Source organism: Streptomyces sp. NBC_01296 (genome assembly GCF_035984415.1).
Classification (GTDB): Bacteria; Actinomycetota; Actinomycetes; order Streptomycetales; family Streptomycetaceae; genus Streptomyces.
Map to the genome: position 1 here is coordinate 810,389 of NZ_CP130720.1, position 20,547 is coordinate 830,935.

The window sequence follows — 20,547 nt, forward strand, 5'->3', positions numbered from 1 at the left end:
CCCGCGAACCGGGCCCACGGGCGCCTCACTGCTTGCGCGCCTCGTCCACCACCTCGTGCACGGCGTCCGCGACCAGCCGGGGCTGCTCGACCGCGATGCCGTGTCCGCTGCGGGTGTCGGTGATGTGCCGGGCGTGGAGTTCGCGGGCGAGGTCGTCCTGGGCGGCGAGCCAGGCCGGCCAGGTCGATCCGCTGTCGCCGACCTTCAGGTTCCAGGGCTTGTCGGCGGTCAGCACGGCGGCGGGCAGGGGGTGCGGCATCGGGGGCGCGGCGCTGCGGATCTCCGCCGTGGTGGGCTGGGGCACCGGGGTCGAGGGGCTCGGCTTCCCGTCGAGCCGAGTGGTCCCGGGGCGGTCGTAGGCACACACCCGTGTGAAGGAGGCGACCGTCGCAAGCACCGCCGAAGGACTGGGTTTCAACCCGGCAGCGGGGTGGGCGGGGTCCATGGTGGAGGCCCACTCGTCCGCGGCTCCGCGCGCACCGGACACGAGCACGACGGTCGGGGATCCGGTTCCCCGGCACTCCAGATGGATGCGGCGGCCGCCGCCGATGGGCACCAGGCGCGCGAAATCGCCGGAAGGGCCGTCCGAGGCCACGGCCGCCTCCGTCGGCTCGGCATCCGTGGCCGGGCTGCCGCCCGCGACGGTGGCCGCACCAGCCAGGACCCGGCTTCCTCCGGACACCCACCCGGTCTCACACCGTGCCGTGACCGGGGCGATCGGGCCCGGCTGCGGCGAGCGCCTCGGCGACGAGGCGTCGCAGGTGGTCGTCGGTCAGGGCGTAGACCACGCGGCGGCCCTCCTTGCGGGTGGTCACCAGCCCCGACATCCGCAGCCGGGCCAGGTGCTGGCTGACGGCCGGCCGGGCCGCTCCCACTGCCGCGGCCAGGGTGCCGACATCGGCTTCGTCCGAGGCCAGGGCGTGCAGGAGGGCGAGGCGGGTGCGGTCGGCCAGCAGGCCCAGGATCCCGGCCGCGGCCTCGAAGGCCGGCGGGCCCGGTTCTTGCGGGTGCGAACCCTGCGCAGGTGATAGGTGCATGCGTGCGCTCATACGCACACAATAGGCGGGTGGGTGCTTGCGTCCACCCTTCCCTGCCGTCCTCGTCGAAAGCGAGCGCGCTGTGAGCCACCACCACGAGCACCACCACGGGTCGTTCCGGGCGCGGCTGCGCCGCCGGCTCTCCCCTCTCGCGCACGCGTTCACCCCGCACGGCCACGCGGCGTCCGACAAGGTCGACCCGGCGATGGAGACCTCCCGCCAGGGCATGCGCACGCTGTGGCTGTCCCTGGGCGTCCTGGGCCTGACCACGGCCGTCCAGGCCTGCGTCGTCGCCGTGTCCGGGTCGGTGGCCCTGCTCGGCGACACCGTCCACAACGCCGCCGACGCGCTGACCGCCGTACCCCTCGGCATCGCCTTCGTCCTCGGCCGGCGCGCGGCGAACCGCCGCTACACCTACGGCTACGGGCGCGCCGAGGACCTGGCCGGCATCGTCGTCGTCCTCACCATCGCCGCCTCGTGCGCCCTGGCCGCCTACCAGTCCGTGGACCGGCTCCTGCACCCCCGCGAGATCACCGGGCTGTGGGCCGTCGCGGGCGCCGCGGTGGTCGGTTTCCTCGGCAACGAGTGGGTGGCCCGGCTGCGGATCCGCACCGGCCGCCGGATCGGTTCCGCAGCGCTCGTCGCCGACGGGCTGCACGCCCGTACCGACGGGTTCACCTCCCTCGCCGTCCTGCTCGGCGCGGGCGGCGCGGCGATCGGCTGGCAGAGCGCCGACCCGATCGTCGGCCTGCTGATCACCGCGGCCATCCTCGTGGTGGTGCGGGATGCCGCGCGCGAGGTCTGCCGGCGCCTGATGGACTCGGTCGATCCGGCCCTGGTCGACGCCGCGCACGACGCGCTGCTCGGCGTGAGCGGAGTACGGGGCACCGGGCAGATCCGCATGCGGTGGATCGGGCACGCGCTGCGCGCCGAGGCCGACATCGTCGTCGATCCGCACCTCACGGTGGTGCAGGCACACGCCCTGGCCGTCGAGGCCGAGCACGCACTCATCCACGCCGTCCCCCGGCTGACCGCCGCCACCGTGCACATCGACCACACCGCCGACCACGGCGACCCGCACGCGGCCCTCGCCCACCACGGCGGCCGCTGAGAACGGGCCACCGGACCGGTCAGGATTCGAGAAGCGCGGGCCCGGCGGCCGAGGCTAGCGTGGCCGTCATGGACGTCACCGTCCCCCGACCCCCGCTACCTCAGGAGCGACCATGACCAGCTCTTCCACCCAGGGAATCAAGACTGTGCTGCATCCCGTCTCCGACCTGGCGAAGGCCAAGGCGGTCTACGCCGCACTGCTCGGCGTGCAGCCGCAGGCCGACTCGGAGTACTACGTGGGCTTCGAGGCCGAAGGCCAGCACATCGGGCTGGTGCCGGGCGGCGGACCGCAGGGCATGACCTCGCCGGTGGCCTACTGGCACGTCCCGGACATCGAGGCGAAGCTCGCCGAGGTCACCGCCGCGGGCGCCACCGTGAAGGAGCCCGCGCACGACGTCGGCGGCGGCCGCCTGGTGGCCACCTTCACCGACCCCGACGGCAACGTGCTCGGGCTGCTCCAGGACCGCTGAGGACCGCATGCCTTGCGACGCCCCGGCCGGGCGCACCACACGGCCGGGGCGTCGGCGGCTGCACGGGCCGAAGCGCACAAGGGCCGGACGTACGGGCCGGAAGCTGGTTGGATCGAGCCGGGCGACGACGACGGAGACCGCGAACCCGGCCTCCGCTGAACAGATGGAGACACGATGAGCAAGGCCACGGGGACGGACACGCGGTCGCCTGCGCTGCACGGTGCCGACAGCCACGACCTGATCCGCGTGCACGGCGCGCGCGAGAACAACCTCAAGGACGTCAGCATCGAGATCCCGAAGCGCCGCCTGACGGTGTTCACCGGTGTCTCCGGCTCGGGCAAGAGCTCCCTGGTGTTCGACACGATCGCCGCGGAGTCGCAGCGGCTGATCAACGAGACCTACAGCGCCTTCGTCCAGGGCTTCATGCCGACACTGGCGCGGCCCGAGGTCGACGTCCTCGAAGGACTGACGACCGCGATCATCGTCGACCAGCAGCGGATGGGCGCCGACCCGCGCTCCACCGTCGGCACCGCCACGGACGCCAACGCGATGCTGCGCATCCTCTTCAGCCGGCTCGGCACCCCGCACATCGGCCCGCCCAGCGCCTACGCCTTCAACGTCCCCTCGGTCCGGGCGAGCGGTGCGATCACCGTCGAGCGCGGCGCCAGGCAGACGGTGAAGGCGACCTTCAACCGCACCGGCGGCATGTGCACCCGCTGCGAGGGCCGCGGCTCGGTCTCGGACATCGACCTCACCCAGCTGTACGACGACTCCAAGTCGCTCTCCGAAGGCGCGTTCACGATCCCCGGCTGGAAGTCGGACAGCCAGTGGACCGTCCAGGTGTACGCCCAGTCCGGCTTCGTCGACCCGGACAAGCCGATCCGCAAGTACACCAAGAAGGAGATGCAGGCCTTCCTGTACGGCGCGCCGGTCAAGGTGAAGGTCAACGGGGTCAACCTCACCTACGAGGGTCTGATCCCCAAGCTGCAGAAGTCGTTCCTGTCCAAGGACAAGGAGGCGATGCAGCCGCACATCCGGGCGTTCGTGGAGCGGGCGGTCACCTTCACCACCTGTCCCGAGTGCGAAGGCACCCGGCTCAGCGAGGGGGCCAGGTCCTCGAAGATCGAGCGGATCAGCATCGCCGACGCCTGCGCGATGCAGATCAGCGACCTGGCCGAATGGGTCCGCGGCCTCGACGAGCCGTCGGTGGCGCCGCTGCTCGACGCGCTCCGGCAGACCCTCGATTCGTTCGTGGAGATCGGGCTCGGCTACCTGGCGCTCGACCGGCCGGCGGGCACGCTGTCCGGCGGCGAGGCGCAGCGCGTCAAGATGATCCGCCACCTCGGCTCCTCGCTCACCGACGTCACCTACGTGTTCGACGAGCCCACGGCGGGCCTGCACCCCCACGACATCCAGCGGATGAACGACCTTTTGCTGCGGCTGCGGGACAAGGGCAACACGGTGCTCGTCGTGGAGCACAAGCCGGAGATGATCGCGATCGCTGACCACGTCGTCGACCTCGGCCCCGGAGCGGGTCAAGCGGGCGGCGCCGTCTGCTTCGAGGGCACCGTCGAGGGGCTGCGGGCCGGCGGGACCCTCACCGGCCGCCATCTCGACGACCGGGCGGCCGTCAAGGAGAAGGTGCGTACGGCGTCCGGCACGCTGGAGATCCGCGGTGCGACGGCGAACAACCTGCAGGACGTCGACGTGGACATCCCGCTCGGCGTGCTGGCCGTCGTGACCGGGGTCGCCGGCTCGGGCAAGAGCTCGCTCGTACACGGATCGCTGCCCGGAAGCTCGGGGCCCGCGGGCGAGGAGGTCGTGTCGATCGACCAGACCGCGATCCGCGGCTCGCGGCGCAGCAACCCGGCGACGTACACGGGGCTGCTCGAGCCGATCCGCAAGGCGTTCGCGAAGGTCAACGGCGTGAAGCCGGCCCTGTTCAGTGCCAACTCCGAGGGCGCATGCCCGACGTGCAACGGTGCGGGTGTCATCTACACCGACCTGGCGATGATGGCCGGGGTCGCCACCCCGTGCGAGGAGTGCGAGGGCAAGCGGTACCAGGCATCGGTGCTGGAGTACCACCTCGGCGGCCGCGACATCAGCGAGGTGCTGGCGATGTCGGTGACCGAGGCCGAGGAGTTCTTCGGCGCCGGCGAGGCGCACACCCCGGCCGCGCACCGCATCCTGGGCAGGCTCGCCGACGTCGGGCTCGGCTACCTCAGCCTCGGCCAGCCGCTCACCACCCTCTCCGGCGGCGAGCGGCAGCGGCTCAAGCTGGCCACGCACATGTCCGACAAGGGCGGCGTCTACGTCCTCGACGAGCCGACCAACGGCCTGCACCTCGCCGATGTCGAGCAGCTGCTCGCCCTGCTCGACCGGCTGGTCGACTCCGGCAAGTCGGTCATCGTCGTCGAGCACCACCAGGCGGTCATGGCGCACGCCGACTGGATCATCGACCTCGGTCCCGGCGCCGGCCACGACGGCGGAAGGATCGTCTTCGAGGGCACACCGGCCGAACTCGTCGCCGCCCGCTCCACCCTCACGGGCGAGCACCTCGCGGCCTACGTCGGCGCCTGACCGGGGCGGGCACCGTCCACCCGGCCCTCCGAGCCGGGCGGGCGCGCGTCAGCGGCGTGTATGGACTCGGCCGTTTTCCGTCAAGGTGGCGTCAGGGAGCGGCGCGAAGGGTGGGCCGTCGGGGATAGCTTCGGTGTCGCGCCCCGGACTGCCTCCCCGCACTCGGGGCGTCACCCGTCGCTACTTGCGGTTCCTCAGGGAGGGCCCCATGTGTCTGTTCCGGTACGAAGACGACCCCGAGCCCGAGGAACGGGTCCCGGCCGGGCTTCTGTACGTGCCCGTCCGGCCGGGAAGGGGAGCGGAGGCGGTGATCCGGCTGTTCCGCACTCCGCTGGGCGCCCGTACGGCCGTCGGTTTCACCAGTACGGGCCGGCTGGCCGCGACGCTCGGCGAGGGCCAGGGGTACATCCGGCTGTCGGAGTCGGTGCTGCGTGAGCTGTGCGAACCGCTCGGCGCGGGCCTGATCACCGTCGACCCGACGCTGTCGGCCGCGTCGGCCGCTCCGGTTCCCGCGCCTGCGGCTCCGGCCGCGCCGCTCCGGCCGGGCCGGCTCCAGGTCCGGGCCGTCTGAGGGGGGAGAGTTCCATGACCACTGCCACACTGTCCGAGATCTCCTCGGGCGCCGACGAGTTGTCCGTCTGGCCGGCCTCGACGACCCGGCTCCCGCACGGCGGCCTCGCCGTCGGCGGGGTCTCGCTGAGCGAGATCGCCGACCGCTTCGACACCCCGGCCTACGTCCTGGACGAGGGCGAGGTACGAGCCCGCTGCCGCACCTACCGCGATGCCTTCCCCGAGGCCGAAGTCCTCTACGCCGCCAAGGCCTTCCTCTCGCGCGCCATGGCCCACCGGATCGCCGAGGAAGGGCTCGGACTCGACGTCTGCTCCGCCGGCGAGCTCGAACTCGCCGTCACCGCCGGATTCCCGCCGGAGCGCATCCTCCTGCACGGCAACGCCAAGTCACCCCGCGACATCGACACCGCACTACGGCTCGGCGTCGGCCGGATCGTCATCGACAGCCCCTCCGAGATCGCCCGCCTCGCCGCCGCCGTCGGCCCGACCGGACGGCAGAAGGTCCTGGTCCGCGTCGTCCCCGGCATCTCGGCCGGCGGCCACGAGAAGATCCGCACCGGCACCGACGGCCAGAAGTTCGGCCTGTCCCTCACCGACGGATCCGCCCAGCACGCCATCACCCGCATCCTGGGCCAGCCGCAACTCGAACTCGTCGGCCTGCACTGCCACATCGGCTCCCAGATCACCGACGTCAAACCGTACGTCTGCGCCCTGCGCCGCATGGTGGGCCTGATGGCCCGCATCCGCGACACCCACGGCACCACGCTCCCCGAGCTCGACATGGGCGGCGGCCACGGCATCGCCTACCGCCCCGGAGAACCCGCACTCGACCTCACCGCCCTCGCCCGCCGCCTCCGCGCCGAGCTCGTGGCGAGCTGCGCGGCAGCCGGACTCACCGTGCCCCGCCTCGCCATCGAACCCGGCCGCGCCATCGTCGGCCCCGCCGGAGTGGCGCTCTACCGGGTCCTCGCCGTCAAACGCACCGGAGAGCAGACGTTCGTGGCGGTCGACGGCGGGATGAGCGACAACCCCCGCCCCGCCCTGTACGGGGCGCGCTACGCGCCCCGCCTGATCGGCCGCCACTCCGGCGCCGAACCCCGCACCGCCACCGTGGTCGGCCGGCACTGCGAAGCGGGAGACGTCCTCGCCGCCGACGTCGAACTCCCCGGCGACGTCCACCCCGGAGACCTCCTCGCCGTACCCGTGGCCGGCGCCTACCAGCAGTCCATGGCCTCCGGCTACAACATGGTCGGCCGCCCCCCGGTGGTCGCGGTCGACGACGGCGCCGCCCGGCTCCTCGTACGACGCGAGACGCTCGACGACTTCCGCCGCCGCGACATCGGCGACTAGGCCGTCTCTTTCGGATCTCGCCGGTTAAGCCCGCGGTGCCAGGCGCCGCGGGCGAGGCGTGATCCGAAAGAGACGGCCCAGGGCGGTACCTCCGGCGGGGCGGAGGCCGCGTTGACGGCGCGCTCCGGCCTTCGCACCGATCGCCGGGAGCGGGCCTGCGGGCCACCATGGAGGGGATCCGCACGGGGAACCGCCCGGGAGGCGCCGATGGTGCACACCGATGGAGCAGCTGCGGACGTGCTGGTGGCCGGCGCCGGCCCGGTCGGGCTGACGGCGGCCGCCGAGCTGCGGCGGCGCGGGATCGCCTGCCGCATCGTCGACCGGCTCCCGGCGAGGCTGCCGTACGCGAAGGCGGTGGGGATCCAGCCGCGGACCCTGGAGATCTGGGACCGGATGGGCTTCGTCCGGGCCGCCCTCGAGGCGGCCGTCCCGATGCGCGGGCAGCTGACGTACGTGAACGGCGTGGAGCAGCCCCGGCTGGACCTGGTGCTGCCGCCCGAGGTGCCGTACCGCTTCGCCGCGCTGCCGCAGTACGAGACCGAGCGGATCATCGAGGAGTTCCTGGAGCGCTTCGGGACGCGCATCGAGCGGGGCACCGAGCTGGTGTCGTTCGTCCAGGACGCGGACGGGGTGACCAGCCGGCTCACCACTGCGGCCGGGGAGGAGGAGGTCCGCACCCGCTTCCTGGTGGGCTGCGACGGCGCGCACAGCATCGTCCGCAAGGGGCTGGGGCTGGCCTTCGAGGGAGGCGCCTTCCCCGAGGAGTACATGCTCGCCGACGTGGAGGTCGACTGGGACCTGCCGTACGGGTACGGGGTGCGGGCGATGCACCACGATGCCCGGGGCTCCGTCGACGACGTGCTGGTGTGCATCCCGCTGCCGGGTGAACGCCGCTACCGGGTGTCGATGATGGTGCCGCCCGAGCTCTCCGCCGCTGCGCCCGAGGGCGGTGACGGGGTGGTGCACGGCCTGGAGGGCAGCCGGGCTCCCGAACTCGGCCACATCCAGGCCGTCCTGGACCGGCTGTCTCCGCAGCCGACCACCGCGTCGGCCATGCGCTGGTCGTCCGTGTTCCGGATCAGCCACCGGCTGGTGGACCGGTACGGGGCGGGGCGGGTCTTCGTGGCCGGGGACGCGGCGCACATCCATCCGCCGACCGGCGCGCAGGGCATGAACACCGGGATCCAGGACGCCTGGAACCTGGCCTGGAAGCTGGCGCTGGCCGTGGAGGGCGCCGCGGCTCCGGGGCTGGTCGCGAGCTACGACGCGGAGCGCCGGCCGGTGGGCGAGGAGGTCGTCGGCCGTACCGTCCGGCACGCCACCGAGGGCGTCCAGGCCGATCCGGAGGACGCGCAGACGCTGATGATGCGCCAGGCCCAGCTGCTCGTCGGCTACCGGGGCAGCCCCGTCGTGCAGCGGGCCGAGCCGGACGCGGGCGCAGGGCCCGGGCCGCAGCCCGGCGACCGGGCACCGGACTGCGGCGGGCTCTGCGGGGACCTCGCCGCCTACCCGCTGCGGCTGTTCGACCTGCTGCGCGGCCGCGAGCACGTGCTGCTGCTGTACGGGCCCGGCCCGGCGCTGGACGGCCTCGCCGAACTCACCTCCGCGGTACGGGGTTTCGCCCCGGGCCGGGTCGGGGTGTGCGCGATCCTCGCGGAGACCGAGCCCGACCGGCCGGCGTCGGCCCTGGTGCCCGTGTACCGGGACGGCCGGGGCGAGTTCGCCCGGCTGTACGGGGTGCGGGAGCCGGCGGCGTTCGTGGTCCGGCCGGACGGCTACCTCGGCGCCAGGCTGTGCCCGCCGACCGCTGCGGGGCTGCTCGCCCACTTCTCGGCGGTGTTCGGCGGCTGAGCGGGCCCGGTGAACCCCTTGGCGAGGAGCCGGACGGCCAGGGTCACTTCCCAGGCGAACACCGGGAGGGCGGCGAGCGATCCGGCGACCGAGACCTGCTCGTAGAGGCCGAACAGCACGGCGGTCGCCGAGGCGCAGATCATGGCGCCGCCGACCAGCCCCAGTGCGGCGATGGGCCGCGGGACGAGCCGTGAGCGGTACATCAGGCAGGCCAGGACGAGGGTGTTGGCGCCCAGGACGAAGTTGGGGCCGAAGAGGAACGTCCAGTCGTGGATCGCCACGAGGGTGTCGGCGGCCGTGACGAGGGAGGAGGCATCGGCGCCCGCCGCTCCCGCGAAGTCCCTGCGCAGCGTCACCACCGACAGGACGCTGATGATGCCGACGACGATGACGGCGGCCTCCAGGAGGCGCCCGCAGACGTAGCCGAGTGCGGCGCCTTCGTTCTGTCTCCTGACGACCGGGTACAGGGCGACCCCGGTGCCGACGACCGCCAGCGCGAGGACGAACTCGAACAGCGCACCGAGGACCACCCGGGTGTCGGCGCCGGCGCCGAGGACGTAGTCGGCGTCGTGCAGCACGGGGCCGTAGAGCGCGAGCCCGCCGATCGCGGCGACCTCGGTGACGAGGAACAGCACACCCGTCACGACGGCGATTTTCCTGGTTGAGCTCATGCGGAACCGACCCCTCTCCTCAGGTGTACGGCGTACACCTGAGCCGTACGTTAGGTGTACGCCGTACACTCGTCAAGCCGGGAGTCCCGCCCGGGCGCGGACCACGAGGAGCTGATCGAGATGACCCGGCAGACGGAGGCGGCGCCCCGGGCGCCCCTGAGCAGGGACCGGGTGCTGCGCGCCGCCGTCGCACTGGCCGACGGCATCGGGATCGAGGCGCTGAGCATGCGCAGGCTCGCCCAGGAACTGGGCGTGGTGCCGATGGCGCTCTACAAGCACGTGGCCAACAAGGAACAGCTCCTGGACGGCATGGTGGAGGCCGTCGTGGGCGAGATCGATCCCACGGCGCCCGGATCCGACTGGCAGGGCGCGGTCCGCCGGCGGGTCCTCTCGGCGCGGGCGGCCCTGCTGGGGCATCCGTGGGCGGCTCAGGTGATCCGGTCGCGCACCGGCCCGACGCCGGCGGTGCTCGCGTACATGGACTCGGTGATCGGGATGTTCCGCGCCGGCGGCTTCTCGGTCGACCTCACCCACCACGTGATGCACGCACTGGGCAGCCGGATGCTGGGATTCACCCAGGAGCTGTTCGACGCCGCCCCGGGCCCCGGCCCGCAGGGGCAGGCGGCCATGCCCCCGGAGGCCGCGGCGGCCTACCCCCACGTCACCGAGCTGGCCATGGCCGCCGCCCACGACGGGGACTCCGTCGTGGGCGGCGGCTGTGATGATCAGTTCGAGTTCGAGTTCGCACTGGATCTGCTCCTGGACGGCTTCGAACGCCTCCGGCAGCAGGGCTGGACGTCCGGCGCCCGTCGCCCGCTCACCGGCGGTGGCCTGATCGCGTAGGCTCGGCCAATGGCCAAGTACTTCGACGTGCACCCCGAGAACCCCCAGCAGCGCACCATCGGCAGTGTCGCTGACAGCATCCGCTCCGGCGCGCTCGTCGCGTACCCGACGGACTCCTGCTACGCGCTGGGCTGCCAGCTCGGCAACCGTGAGGGCCTCGCCCGGATCCGGTCCATCCGCGATCTCGACGACCGTCACCACTTCACGCTGGTGTGCCAGGAATTCGCCCAGCTGGGCCGGTTCGTGCAGATCGACAACGACGTGTTCCGCGCGATCAAGGCGTGCACGCCGGGGAGTTACACCTTCATCCTCCCCGCGACGAAGGAAGTGCCGCGCCAGCTGCTGCACCCGAAGAAGAAGACGGTCGGCGTGCGCATCCCCGACCACGCGGTGACCCAGGCCCTGCTCGCCGAGCTCGGCGAGCCGCTGCTGTCCAGCACCCTGCTCCTGCCCGACGAGCCGGAGCCGCTGACGCAGGGCTGGGAGATCAAGGAGCGGCTCGACTACCTCGTGGACATCGTCGTCGACTCGGGCGACTGCGGCACCGAGCCGACCACCGTCATCGACTTCTCCGGCGGCGAGGCCGAGATCGTACGCCGCGGAGCGGGCGACACGACGCGCTTCGAGTGACGGACCCCTCCCGTCTGCCGCGCGACGGGGCGCTACCTCACGCGGCGGGCGGATCGGCGGGCCGGGGCTCGCCTCCGCGGCGGACCAGGCCGTACGCCCAGCGCTCGTTCAGGCCGGCGAGGAAGCCGACGCTGCCCCAGAAGAACCAGGCCTTGATCAGGGCCTGGTGGCCGGCCACGGACAGCGGCAGCGGCCCGCACATGTCCTCGGGGGCGGCCGGCGGGGTGAGCAGGGTGAGGATGCCGCCGTTGATGAGCAGGAAGAGCGAACTGGCCAGGAACCAGCCGACCACCACCCGGTACCAGCCCTCCTGACGCATCATCCGGGCGAGCTGCACCGGGTCCGCGGGGATGTCGGCGGGCGCGGAGGGGCCGGGTGCCGGCCGGATCAGCTGGTAGGCGTCGCGCAGCCGGATGATCACACTGAAGACCGCACCCATCGCCCCGCCCGCGAAGCAGACCAGGGAGTCCATCAGGATCAGCTCTTCGGGGCAGCCGATGGCGCCGTGGAACAGCGGAGGCAGGTACCGGCCGACGAGCAGGGCCAGTACGAGCACCACGGGGCTGAGGACGATGCCGAAGGCAAGGCCCGTGTTGAGCCCGCGCCCGCCGGCGAGTGCCGCGTCGGCCGCGAGCCGCTGGGCGGCGGCATCCGCCTCCGCCTGGAGACGGTCGGTGCCGGTGCCGGGCGGCCGCCCGGCGGGCCCGGCCGCGGACTCGCGGATGCCGGCGCGTACGGCCGCCTCCAGGGCCCGGGCCACCGACTCACCCGTACGCTGCTCGAACGCGCGCTGCGCGGCCGTGTGGAGGCGTTCGATCCGGGCCAGTTGCCGCGGCTCCGCGTCCCGCAGCCGCTGGAGGCCGGGCGCCTCCTCGGCGAGGCCGAGGGCCTCGGCCATCGTCCGCGGCTCGCCCGGTCCGGCGGCGCCGAACAGCCAGGCTCCGATCGCGCCGGTCCGGCCCGTACGCCGTTCGCTCATTGCGCATCCCCCTTGATCCCAGGGGAAGTTGTACCGTCACACCGCCTCCCGGCGGAACCCCCGGCCCGTGGCGTCGCACAGGCCGGGGCCCACCGGGAGGCGGTGAACAGCCGGATCAGCAGCCGAAGTCGACGCGCCGGAACGTCGCGTAGTGGTCGGCGGTGTAGTAGTCCTCCTCCCACTGCTGTCCGGTGATGATCCGGCGCGCACCGCGGGTCGGCGATCCCGGGGTGACGACGGTGTACTCGTGGTAGTAGCCGCTGCCGTGGATCGGCAGCAGCCGCTCACGGTTCTGGAAGACGACGCCGTCCTGGGAGTAGGGGAACGGACCGCCCTCGTCGATGAGGTCGAGGGTGTCGTGCGCCTGAGACGGCAGCGCCGAGTAGCAGATGCTGCCGACCGAGGCCGCGGAGGCGGCCGCGGCGAGGGAGACGGGCGCGGAGGCAGGAGCGGGGGCCGCCGAGGCGGCCGGTCCGGTGAGGAGCGCGGCGGCGACTGCCGCGGCGCCGGCGAGGGCCACGATGCGTGGGGGGATTCTCATGCGGCCCATGATGACGCGCGTAGAGCGGCGGCCGTCAACGCCGACTCCGTTGAGTTTCCTGCCTGTTCACCGGGGGCGTGCAGCCCTTGGCACGGATGCCGCCGCAGCTTAAGACGGACGCAACCTGAGGCACCGTACGACGCCGATGGCAGGATGATCACCAGTCGACCGAGAGAGGTGCCCCACCATGGCCGTCGTCCACCGGACCACGATGACCCCCGGCAAGCTGGAGCTGCTCGCTTCCTGGCTTCCCGCTCAGCCCTGGTACCAGGGCCCGGACGCAGGAGGTGCGCCGCAGCCGGCCAAGGCCGGGGGCTTCCGCCTCGACGACCCGCAGGGCGAGGTCGGGATCGAGTTCATGGCGGTCACCGACGGTGCGGGAGACCGGCCGGTCACGTACCTCGTGCCGCTCACCTACCGCGGAGCCCCGCTCAACGGGGCGCAGGACGCCCTCATCGGCACCTCCGAGCACGGGGTGCTGGGGCGCCGGTGGATCTACGACGGGACCCACGACCCGGTCCTCGTCGACCGGTTGTACGCGCTCGTGCGCGGCGAGGCCGAGGCGCAGGCCCAGAGCGAGAGCCACGCACCCGACCCCTCGGTCACGGGCTGGTCCGCGAGGGCCGGCCACCCGGGGCCGGCGGCGCTCCTGGAGGTGTCCGCCGGGCCGGACACGTCCGATGTGCTCGTGCAGACCTCCGCCGGGAAGCTGACCATCAGCGTGCAGCGCATCCTGCGGCCCGCACCGGCGCAGGCCGACTCCGCCGGGCAGCTGCTGGGGCACGTCACCGCGGACTGGACGCTGCCGGACGGGGCGAAGGCCCGCGGCCGGTACGCCGTCGTCCGCGCGTAGGCGGCGCGCACCGGGCGCTGCGCGCATCATGGAGGTGGGGGACGCTCTTTCGCCCGGCAGAGGAGGGCGCGGATGAGTTCCGAGCGCTACGAGCTGGTGTTTTCCGAGGGACCGGACACGAGCGAGGACGTCGTCGTGGTGACGGCCACCGGTCAGGCCGGCCCGGGTGGCCACCCGGTCTACACGGACGCGACCGGCATCGTCCGGGCGGAGATCAGCGACCAGGAGGAGGTACGCATCCTGGCCTCCGGCGGCGGCCAGAACCCGGCCCGCGTGGTCCGGCTGCGGCCGCTGCCCTGACCGCGCGCTCGCGGCCGCACCGGCAAGTCGCGGCCGCACCGGCAAGTGGCGGCCGGGCCGACGTCGTTGCCCCGCTGCGCGTTGCCCGCGGCCCGTTGCTCCGTACGAGTTCTCTTGCGTGCCCGTTCGGTCGCACCCTCCGAGCGCATGATCATCATTTAGCCGCGCAATCGTTTTGATACTCCCATCGGGCTTGGCGAGCTGGAGGGCTGCGTGGCGATGTCATCGACGCACCGTGCACAACAGGAGCGAAAGGCGAGACGGGTACGGAGGATCAGGGCGTGGAGCGTGGTGGCCGCCGTGACCGGCGCCGTCCTCGTCGTCGCCGCGGCGCCGGACCGGGCGCCGGAGCAGGATGCCAAAGGGTCGGCGGCCGGCGGCCACGACGCCTCCGTGACCCTGCTGGTCGGCCGGGCTCTGGACGAGGGGGACGGCGGCATCGCGGCGCGGTGCGCGGTGGAGGGCTTCCGGGACGGCCTGTGCACCGGCTGGCGGCAGCAGCGCGTACGGGCCACCGCCCGGGGCGCGGGCTCAGTGCTGCGGGGGCCCGCCTCCCGCGAGGCCGACGGGCCGCCGCGTACGGTCGTCCTCCCCACGAACGCGGGCGGTCCGCTCCAGATCGCGCTCGCCGAGGCGGGGCAGCTCACCGATGTCACCGTCCGCGACGGCCACGGGCGCTACGTGGGCGGCGCACTCTCCGCGAAGAGCCGCCACTGGACCAACACCGAGCCGCTGCGGGCCGGCGAGCTCTACACCGTACGGGTCGGCGCGCAGGACGCGGCCGGGACCCCGGTCGGCGTCACCATGGCCTTCCGGACCGCGCCGCTCCCGGACGGGGGCAGGCTCACGGCGGAGTTCGGGCCGAGGCCGGGGACGTACGGCGCGGGGCAGATCGTGACGGCCGCCCTGAGCCGGCCGGTTCCCGCCACCGACCGGACCGCCCGGGGACGGGTGGAGCGGGCGCTCCAGGTGACCTCGGAGCCCGCGGTGGAGGGTGGCTGGCACTGGGTGGACGACTCGACGCTGCACTACCGGCCGCGTACGTACTGGCCGGCGCACGCCGAGGTGCACGTGACGAGCGGTCTCGACGGGGTCGAGGTCGGCGACCACGACTACGGCGGCCCCTCCGACTCCACGGAGTTCACCATCGGGGACCGGATCGAGGCGGTCACCGACTCCGCCGCCCACGAGATGACCGTACGCCGCAACGGCCGGGCCATCCGGACGATCCCGGTCACCACCGGCAAGGAGGGCTTCCGGACCCGCAGCGGCGTCAAGGTCGTGCTGGGCAAGGAGTACCAGGTCCGGATGCGCGGGGACACGGTCGGCATCAAGCGCGGTACGAGCGAGTTCTACGACCTGCCGGTGTTCTACGCGACGCGGGTGACCTGGAGCGGCGAGTACGTGCACGCCGCGCCCTGGTCGGTCGCGTCACAGGGCGAGGAGAACGTGAGCCACGGCTGCACGGGCATGAGCACGACGGACGCCGCCTGGTTCTTCCAGACGGTACGGGAGGGGGACATCGTGCAGGTCGTCAACAGCGGCGGCGAGCCGATGGCGCCCTTCGACAACGGCTTCGGCGACTGGAACCTGGACTGGCGGGCCTGGCAGGCGGGCAGCGCCCTCACGTCCGCCTCCGCCCCGCCCGCCGCCCTCCCGGCGGTGTCCCGCCACACCCCGTCCCGGCTGCGCCCGCTCACGTGACCGCGCCGGTTCAGGGACGCCAGATTCCCAGCGCGACGAGGCCGACGAGGAAGAGCCCCAGCGTGACGAGTTGCATCGCGCAGCTCCCCCTCGTGCGCACCGGCACATAGGCGTCTCCGCGCTTGAGGTAGGTCGGGCGGGACACGTCCGTCCCGAAGAAGAACTGGGTCACCCGGCCGATGACTCCGAGCAGAAGGAGTCCCGCGATGACCTTCCCCCACACGGGCCATGTCTCGACAGCCGACGAAAGCACCATCAGATCCTGATCCCCCGAACTGGCCGCGGACACGCGTCTGTATGCCCCACCCCGTGACGTGCCGTCAGGGTAGTGGCGTCGGCTGCCGCCCACCAGATCACGACCGGCCACGCCCCGCGCCGTACCCGGCGAATCCGCCGGGCACAGCGCGGGGCGTCAGGGGAGGGAGCGGGCCGTCAGGGGGTGGGACGTTTCGGTGTGGGGCAGACCTGCCAGGCGAGGTGGTAGAGGGTGCTCACGCTCGCGTCCGTGGAGTCCATGGCCATGAAGCTGGTGGAGGTCTGCGGGTTGGACGTGCCCGCATTCACGCGCAGTTCCGTATTGATGTTGAAATTGCGTTTCTCTCCGCACGGCGCCCAGACCAGATCCGCGTACTCGGTCTTGTCGCTCGCCTGCCAGTTGTCATTGTGCGGCCCGTTGAACTGGTGGGTGCGCTGAGTCGTCTGGGGCATTCCCTGGAAGTAGTAGTTCGCCCGCTCCTGCCCCCATGCGCCGGACTGGAGAAATGCGAATCCGCGGTAGTCCGCCTGGACAATCGCGTAGGTGAATCCCGAAGGAACGTGGACGCGCAGATTGAGCTGGCAGTTCTTGCGGAATGCCGTCGGCGGCGCGCCGGGGCCCACCTGGGCGAGGTACTCACTGTAGGTGACCGTGAAGGCGGTGTTGTCCGGGGCGACGGCCACTTCGGCGGTGCCTTCGCGACAGCCGGATCCGTTGACCGTGGCGAGTTCGATCACGATCTTGTCGGGGGGTGCGGTGATCTGCGGGGTGTGGCCTGCGGCTCCGGCGGACGTCGTCGCCGTGGCGATCAGCACGGCCGCCGCGCTGCCGGTGAGCAGGGTACGAGACAGGGAATGAGACATCGTTGTCACTCCTGACCATCGATCGGTGTTTCCTGCGCTCACTCACGCCGCGTCAGGCCGCGGGGCATTCCTTCCACGCGAAGTGGTAGACCGTGCTGACACTGCCGTCCGTCGAGTCCATGCTCATGAAGCTCAGGGCCTGCGGGTTCGACGAACCCGAGTAGACGCGCAGCTCGCTGTTGACGTTGAGGTTGCGCTCCTCGCCGCAGGGTGCATAGACCAGGTCCTGGTACTCGGTCTGGTCGCTCGCCTGCCAGTTGTCGGAGTACGGGCCGTTGAACTGGTGGGCGGTGCGGGCCGTCTGGCCCATCCCCTGGAAGTAGTAGTTCGCGCGCTCCTGGCCGTAGGCCCCGCGCTGGAGGTGGGCGAAGCCTCGGTAGTCGGCGCGGGCGATGGCGTACGTGAACCCCTGCGGTACGTGGATCTGCAGGGCGAGCTGACAGTTCTTGCGGAACTCGGTACCGCCGGAGCCGGCGCCGGCTTGGGCCAGGTAGTCGCTGTACGTGACGGTGAACGACGTGTTGTCGGAGGCCGCGGCGACACTCGCGGTCCCCTGAGGACATCCCGATCCGTTGACGCCGACCACGTCGACGGTGATTCTTCCGGGCGGTGTGGACACGGGATGGGCCTGCGCGGGCAGGGCCAGGGCGGATAACGCCGCGACCGCCGCGCCGACGGTGAGCCTGCGGAGCAACATCTTCGTTTCTCCATTCATTCGTCCCGCGGAGAAAATCGTCCCGCGGAACCGGGAATTTCGGCATGCACATGCCACCACAGCGGCTGCCTGCTGGGAAGGACGCGATATGGACAACGCCCCCGGCCCACCCGTGGTGGCCGAATTCCGCAAGCCCCCGGAGCCGTCCCCCGCGCCCGCCCATCAGCCCCACTCCCCCGCCCCGCACGCAGAACCCGGCACACGGCCGTGGCAGGACAATGACCAGAAGGAGTGTGTGCGGTCGTACGGGATGGGCAGGCGCAGGGCATGGCCTTGCAGCACCCGGCGGAGCGCACGAGCGAGGGGCGTACCGCCCGCTTCGAGAAGCTGGCCGAGCTCGCGTCGAACTTCACGAGCTCCGCCGTCTTCTCCCTGCTGTGCGTGCTCCTGGTCGCCGGTTACGTGGCCACCCACGTGGCAGGGCTGTCCACTGAGTGGCAGCACCTCGCGGGTGACGCCTTGGGCGCCGTGTCCTTGCTGCTGCTTGCCCTGCTGAAGAACTCCGAGCGCCGCGCCGAGCACGCCATCCAGCGCAAGCTCGACGCGATCGCCGCGGCCCTGCTGGAGCAGCAGGAGGGCAAGGGCAAGGCCCGCGAGGACCTGGAATCGGCCATCGGCATGGAAGAGCGGCTGTAGAGCGGGGAGGGCCCGCGCCCGGGACACTCGCCGCGCGAGTGCCCCGGGAGCCTCAGCTGCGCTTCTGCGGCTCCTCGGCGTTGCGCCAGATCGTGAGGTCGAGCGTGATGTAGGTGCTCGGATCTTTCGCGCCCGACTTGCCGCGGTACGTGGCCACCGCGATGTGGCCCGCGTCGCTGAGCACGCAGATCTCCGTCCCGTCCGAGAGCTGGTCGAGGCCGATCTTCTCGGTGTAGCGGGTCTCGGCGCGGCAGGTTTCCAGCGAACCCTTCTGCGAGTTGTTCAGCACGACCAGCTTGCCGTTGTCGGTCCCGACCTTCGTGTCCCCGAAGAGGGTGTCCAGATAGAAGTAGAGGTCGCCGTGGTTGTACAGCACGCCGGCGTTGCCGCCGGTGGCGGGGCGCGGCGGGTTGTCGGCCAGCATGAGCTGGTAGTTGGCCGTCAGGTTGATGCCCTGGTACGAGGCCGGGGTGGGGTCGGAGCGCTTCTGGCCCTTGTCCTGGGAGCCGCCGCTGGGGGCTGCGCCGCTCGGACTTCCGCCGCTGGAAGTCGCGCCGTCCTTGGCCTTGTTGCCGGAGCCGTCCGGCAGCAGGGAACCGATGACCGCGAGGCCGATCACCGCTGCCACGACGACACCGGCGATGATCAGCCCCTTCGGCTTGCGCTGCGGCGCGGGGGGCGGGTAGCCGGGGTGGTGGGCGGGCGACGGGGCGTGGTAGCCCGGCACGTATCCGGGCGGCGGCGTCTGGTGACCGGGCTGGGTCTGGTAGCCGGGCGGCGGCGTCTGGTAACCGGGGTGCGTCTGGTAACCGGGCGGCGGCGTGTGATAGCCCGGCGGCACCGTGCCCGGAGCCGCGGGAGCAGCCGCGGAATGCGTCGGAGCGGCCGGCACCGCGCCCGGAGCGGCGGGACCGGTCGGTGCGTGCGGCGGAGCGGCGGGGGCGCTCTGCGTCGGCGCGGCGGCCACGCCGAGACCGGTCGGCGTGTACGGGGGCGCGCCCTGCGCCGGAGGCTGCGGGGAGACCTCGGTCGGCGTGGGGGCCACGGCGGGCTGCGGCGGCGGGGTCTTCGCCGGTTCGGGCAGCTGGAGGCGCTCGGTGATGGAACCGGCGACCGCCTGGGGCAGCCAGTCCTCGCCCTGGCGCAGCGGGACGGGGGAGAGGTCGTGGCACATCTGGATGACCTCGGTCAGGGTGGGCCGGTCCGCCGGGTCACGGTTGAGGCACCGCGTCACCAGGGGCCGCAGCTCCTGCGGCAGCGCGCTGAGGTCGGGGTCCTCGTGCACGATGCGGTACAGCACGGCGTGCGAGGACCCCTCGCCGTACGCGGGCGCACCGATCGCCGCGTAGGCCACGATCTGGCCGAGGGCGAAGATGTCGGTGCGATCGGTGACCGTACCGGCGGAGGCCTGCTCGGGTGCCATGAACGCGGGCGTGCCGACGCTGACGCCGCTGCCGGTCAGGGAAGTGGCGTCCGCCGCGCGGGCGATGCCGAAGTCGATCACGCGAGGACCGTCGCCGGCGAGGAGTACGTTCGCGGGCTTCAGGTCGCGGTGGACGATGCCCGCGCCGTGGATGACGTGCAGCGCCTCGGCGACCCCGACGGTCAGCAGCAGCACGCTGCGCAGCGGCAGCCGCCCGTGCCGGGCCACGGCGTGTGCGAGGGAGGGGCCCGGTACATAGGCCGTGGCCAGCCAGGGCTGGGAGCCCTCGGTGTCGAAGTCGATGACGGGCGCGGTGTAGAGGCCCTGCACCCGCTGCGCCGCCCGTACTTCCTGCTGGAAGCGCCGCCGGAACTCGGGGTCCTCGCTGAACTCGGGCCGGATCACCTTGAGGGCGATGGGCCGCCCGCCCGGCGTGTAGGAGAGGTACACCTTGCCCATGCCGCCCGCGCCCAGCACGGCGGACAGACGGTAACCGCCCACCGTGGCCGGGTCTTCGGGCCTGAGCGGCTGGAAAAGGTCGGTAGAAGGTGTACTCATGAAAAATCCATCCCCTGTCACGGCAGTTCAGCCCGCCGAAGCCCCGAAGCCAACCGAGAGGGTACCCAACTTCGTGGCTCGTCCCCGTCGCCGGCCACCGTATCCGCACCCGTACCCGGGTGGGCTGCCTGCTGGCCGTCCTCGGGGGCAGGCTGCTCGGCAGGCGGGCGGCTGATCTTGCGCGCGCGACCCCGCGCCCGCGGGCAGGGCGGGCGACGCCCGGCCACGGCAGTACGGACGCCGGCGCCTGCCCCACGGCCGTCTCAGCCGTCCCCGGCGTCCGCGTCGGCGCCCGCGCAGCAGGTGGAAACCGGCACCCCGGCCGGGGACGGCACCGGTACGAGGACCGGCCGTACGCCGTCTGCAGCAGCAGGGGCACGGCGCCGTCACCGTGCCCGCCTGGTCGGCGGCCCGCCGGCCGCCGTACGGCGCTGCTGCGGGCTGCCGACCAGGCCTGTTGCGGGGCGGCGCCCGCCGTGTGCCGTCCCGGCGGGCCGCGGAGCGCTCCGGCCCGCCGGGGGCCGTCGCGGGCCGGATCCGGGGCCCGGTGAGCGCCCGCCGGGGCGGACACGTGACGGCCACGGGGCAGCGGGACCCCGGCCGCGAT

General features: G+C 72.6%; 21 protein-coding genes. 12 read left to right on the forward strand and 9 right to left on the reverse strand.

Translation table 11 applies throughout. The annotated features are described in order from the left end of the window. Window positions 1–25: 25 nt before the first annotated feature. Window positions 26–682, reverse strand: coding sequence for a hypothetical protein (locus tag OG299_RS04005; RefSeq protein ID WP_327360493.1), 657 nt, complete (start codon window positions 680–682; stop codon window positions 26–28). A gap of 10 nt (window positions 683–692) precedes the next feature. Continuing rightward, the gene (locus tag OG299_RS04010) at window positions 693–1,049 is read right to left on the reverse strand and encodes an ArsR/SmtB family transcription factor (protein WP_327360494.1); all 357 of its coding nucleotides are present in this window, start codon (window positions 1,047–1,049) and stop codon (window positions 693–695) included. A gap of 70 nt (window positions 1,050–1,119) precedes the next feature. Between OG299_RS04010 and OG299_RS04015 the strand changes: the two genes are divergently transcribed. The 6 genes from OG299_RS04015 (at window position 1,120) to OG299_RS04040 (ending at window position 8,968) form a co-directional block, all read left to right on the forward strand. Then, a complete protein-coding gene (locus OG299_RS04015; protein WP_442817483.1) occupies window positions 1,120–2,148 on the forward strand; it encodes a cation diffusion facilitator family transporter in 1,029 nt (342 codons plus the stop codon). A 112-nt stretch (window positions 2,149–2,260) separates the two neighbouring features. Continuing rightward, a complete protein-coding gene (locus OG299_RS04020; RefSeq protein WP_327360495.1) occupies window positions 2,261–2,617 on the forward strand; it encodes a VOC family protein in 357 nt (118 codons plus the stop codon). 174 nt (window positions 2,618–2,791) lie between these two features. Continuing rightward, window positions 2,792–5,197: an ATP-binding cassette domain-containing protein gene (locus OG299_RS04025; RefSeq protein WP_327360496.1), complete on the forward strand. Its 2,406-nt coding sequence runs from the start codon at window positions 2,792–2,794 to the stop codon at window positions 5,195–5,197. A gap of 208 nt (window positions 5,198–5,405) precedes the next feature. Next, complete coding sequence (locus tag OG299_RS04030; RefSeq protein WP_327360497.1) at window positions 5,406–5,768, forward strand: SAV_915 family protein; 363 nt, start codon at window positions 5,406–5,408, stop codon at window positions 5,766–5,768. A 14-nt stretch (window positions 5,769–5,782) separates the two neighbouring features. Then, the gene (gene lysA, locus OG299_RS04035; RefSeq protein WP_327360498.1) at window positions 5,783–7,117 is read left to right on the forward strand and encodes a diaminopimelate decarboxylase; all 1,335 of its coding nucleotides are present in this window, start codon (window positions 5,783–5,785) and stop codon (window positions 7,115–7,117) included. Window positions 7,118–7,324: 207 nt separating this feature from the next. Beyond that, window positions 7,325–8,968, forward strand: a complete 1,644-nt coding sequence (locus tag OG299_RS04040; RefSeq protein ID WP_327360499.1) for an FAD-dependent monooxygenase — start codon at window positions 7,325–7,327, stop codon at window positions 8,966–8,968. On the opposite strand, the gene OG299_RS04045 is transcribed toward OG299_RS04040, so the two are convergent. Continuing rightward, window positions 8,893–9,639 carry a DUF4386 domain-containing protein gene (locus tag OG299_RS04045; RefSeq protein WP_327360500.1) on the reverse strand — a complete coding sequence of 249 codons (747 nt, stop codon included), beginning with the start codon at window positions 9,637–9,639 and terminating at the stop codon, window positions 8,893–8,895. The genes OG299_RS04040 and OG299_RS04045 overlap by 76 nt on opposite strands. Before the next feature lie 120 nt (window positions 9,640–9,759). Here OG299_RS04045 and OG299_RS04050 point away from each other — a divergent pair, with 120 nt between their 5' ends. Together OG299_RS04050 and OG299_RS04055 are read left to right on the forward strand one after the other, a co-directional pair. Next, the gene (locus tag OG299_RS04050) at window positions 9,760–10,482 is read left to right on the forward strand and encodes a TetR/AcrR family transcriptional regulator (protein WP_327360501.1); all 723 of its coding nucleotides are present in this window, start codon (window positions 9,760–9,762) and stop codon (window positions 10,480–10,482) included. Between the two features lie 9 nt (window positions 10,483–10,491). Continuing rightward, window positions 10,492–11,112: an L-threonylcarbamoyladenylate synthase gene (locus tag OG299_RS04055; protein WP_327360502.1), complete on the forward strand. Its 621-nt coding sequence runs from the start codon at window positions 10,492–10,494 to the stop codon at window positions 11,110–11,112. Between the two features lie 37 nt (window positions 11,113–11,149). On the opposite strand, the gene OG299_RS04060 is transcribed toward OG299_RS04055, so the two are convergent. Together OG299_RS04060 and OG299_RS04065 are read right to left on the reverse strand one after the other, a co-directional pair. Beyond that, a complete protein-coding gene (locus OG299_RS04060) occupies window positions 11,150–12,091 on the reverse strand; it encodes a hypothetical protein (RefSeq protein WP_327360503.1) in 942 nt (313 codons plus the stop codon). Between the two features lie 115 nt (window positions 12,092–12,206). Further along, window positions 12,207–12,632: a guanyl-specific ribonuclease gene (locus tag OG299_RS04065; RefSeq protein ID WP_327360504.1), complete on the reverse strand. Its 426-nt coding sequence runs from the start codon at window positions 12,630–12,632 to the stop codon at window positions 12,207–12,209. Window positions 12,633–12,819: 187 nt separating this feature from the next. On the opposite strand from OG299_RS04065, the gene OG299_RS04070 reads away from it, so the two are divergent. From OG299_RS04070 to OG299_RS04080, 3 genes are all read left to right on the forward strand, one after another. Next, window positions 12,820–13,485 carry a maltokinase N-terminal cap-like domain-containing protein gene (locus OG299_RS04070; protein ID WP_327360505.1) on the forward strand — a complete coding sequence of 222 codons (666 nt, stop codon included), beginning with the start codon at window positions 12,820–12,822 and terminating at the stop codon, window positions 13,483–13,485. Window positions 13,486–13,557: 72 nt separating this feature from the next. After that, complete coding sequence (locus OG299_RS04075) at window positions 13,558–13,785, forward strand: DUF6296 family protein (RefSeq protein ID WP_327360506.1); 228 nt, start codon at window positions 13,558–13,560, stop codon at window positions 13,783–13,785. 300 nt (window positions 13,786–14,085) lie between these two features. After that, entirely contained in the window at window positions 14,086–15,489 is a 1,404-nt protein-coding gene (locus OG299_RS04080) for a L,D-transpeptidase (protein WP_327360507.1), read from the forward strand. Window positions 15,490–15,499: 10 nt separating this feature from the next. Here the strand turns inward: OG299_RS04080 and OG299_RS04085 are convergent, their stop codons facing one another. From OG299_RS04085 to OG299_RS04095, 3 genes are all read right to left on the reverse strand, one after another. After that, entirely contained in the window at window positions 15,500–15,745 is a 246-nt protein-coding gene (locus OG299_RS04085) for a hypothetical protein (protein ID WP_327360508.1), read from the reverse strand. 176 nt (window positions 15,746–15,921) lie between these two features. After that, window positions 15,922–16,608, reverse strand: a complete 687-nt coding sequence (locus tag OG299_RS04090; protein ID WP_389873624.1) for a DUF4360 domain-containing protein — start codon at window positions 16,606–16,608, stop codon at window positions 15,922–15,924. Between the two features lie 52 nt (window positions 16,609–16,660). Next, entirely contained in the window at window positions 16,661–17,305 is a 645-nt protein-coding gene (locus OG299_RS04095; protein WP_327360509.1) for a DUF4360 domain-containing protein, read from the reverse strand. A gap of 285 nt (window positions 17,306–17,590) precedes the next feature. On the opposite strand from OG299_RS04095, the gene OG299_RS04100 reads away from it, so the two are divergent. Continuing rightward, window positions 17,591–17,959, forward strand: a complete 369-nt coding sequence (locus OG299_RS04100; RefSeq protein ID WP_327360510.1) for a hypothetical protein — start codon at window positions 17,591–17,593, stop codon at window positions 17,957–17,959. A 52-nt stretch (window positions 17,960–18,011) separates the two neighbouring features. On the opposite strand, the gene OG299_RS04105 is transcribed toward OG299_RS04100, so the two are convergent. Next, entirely contained in the window at window positions 18,012–19,940 is a 1,929-nt protein-coding gene (locus tag OG299_RS04105) for a serine/threonine-protein kinase (protein ID WP_327360511.1), read from the reverse strand. Between the last annotated feature and the right edge of the window lie 607 nt (window positions 19,941–20,547).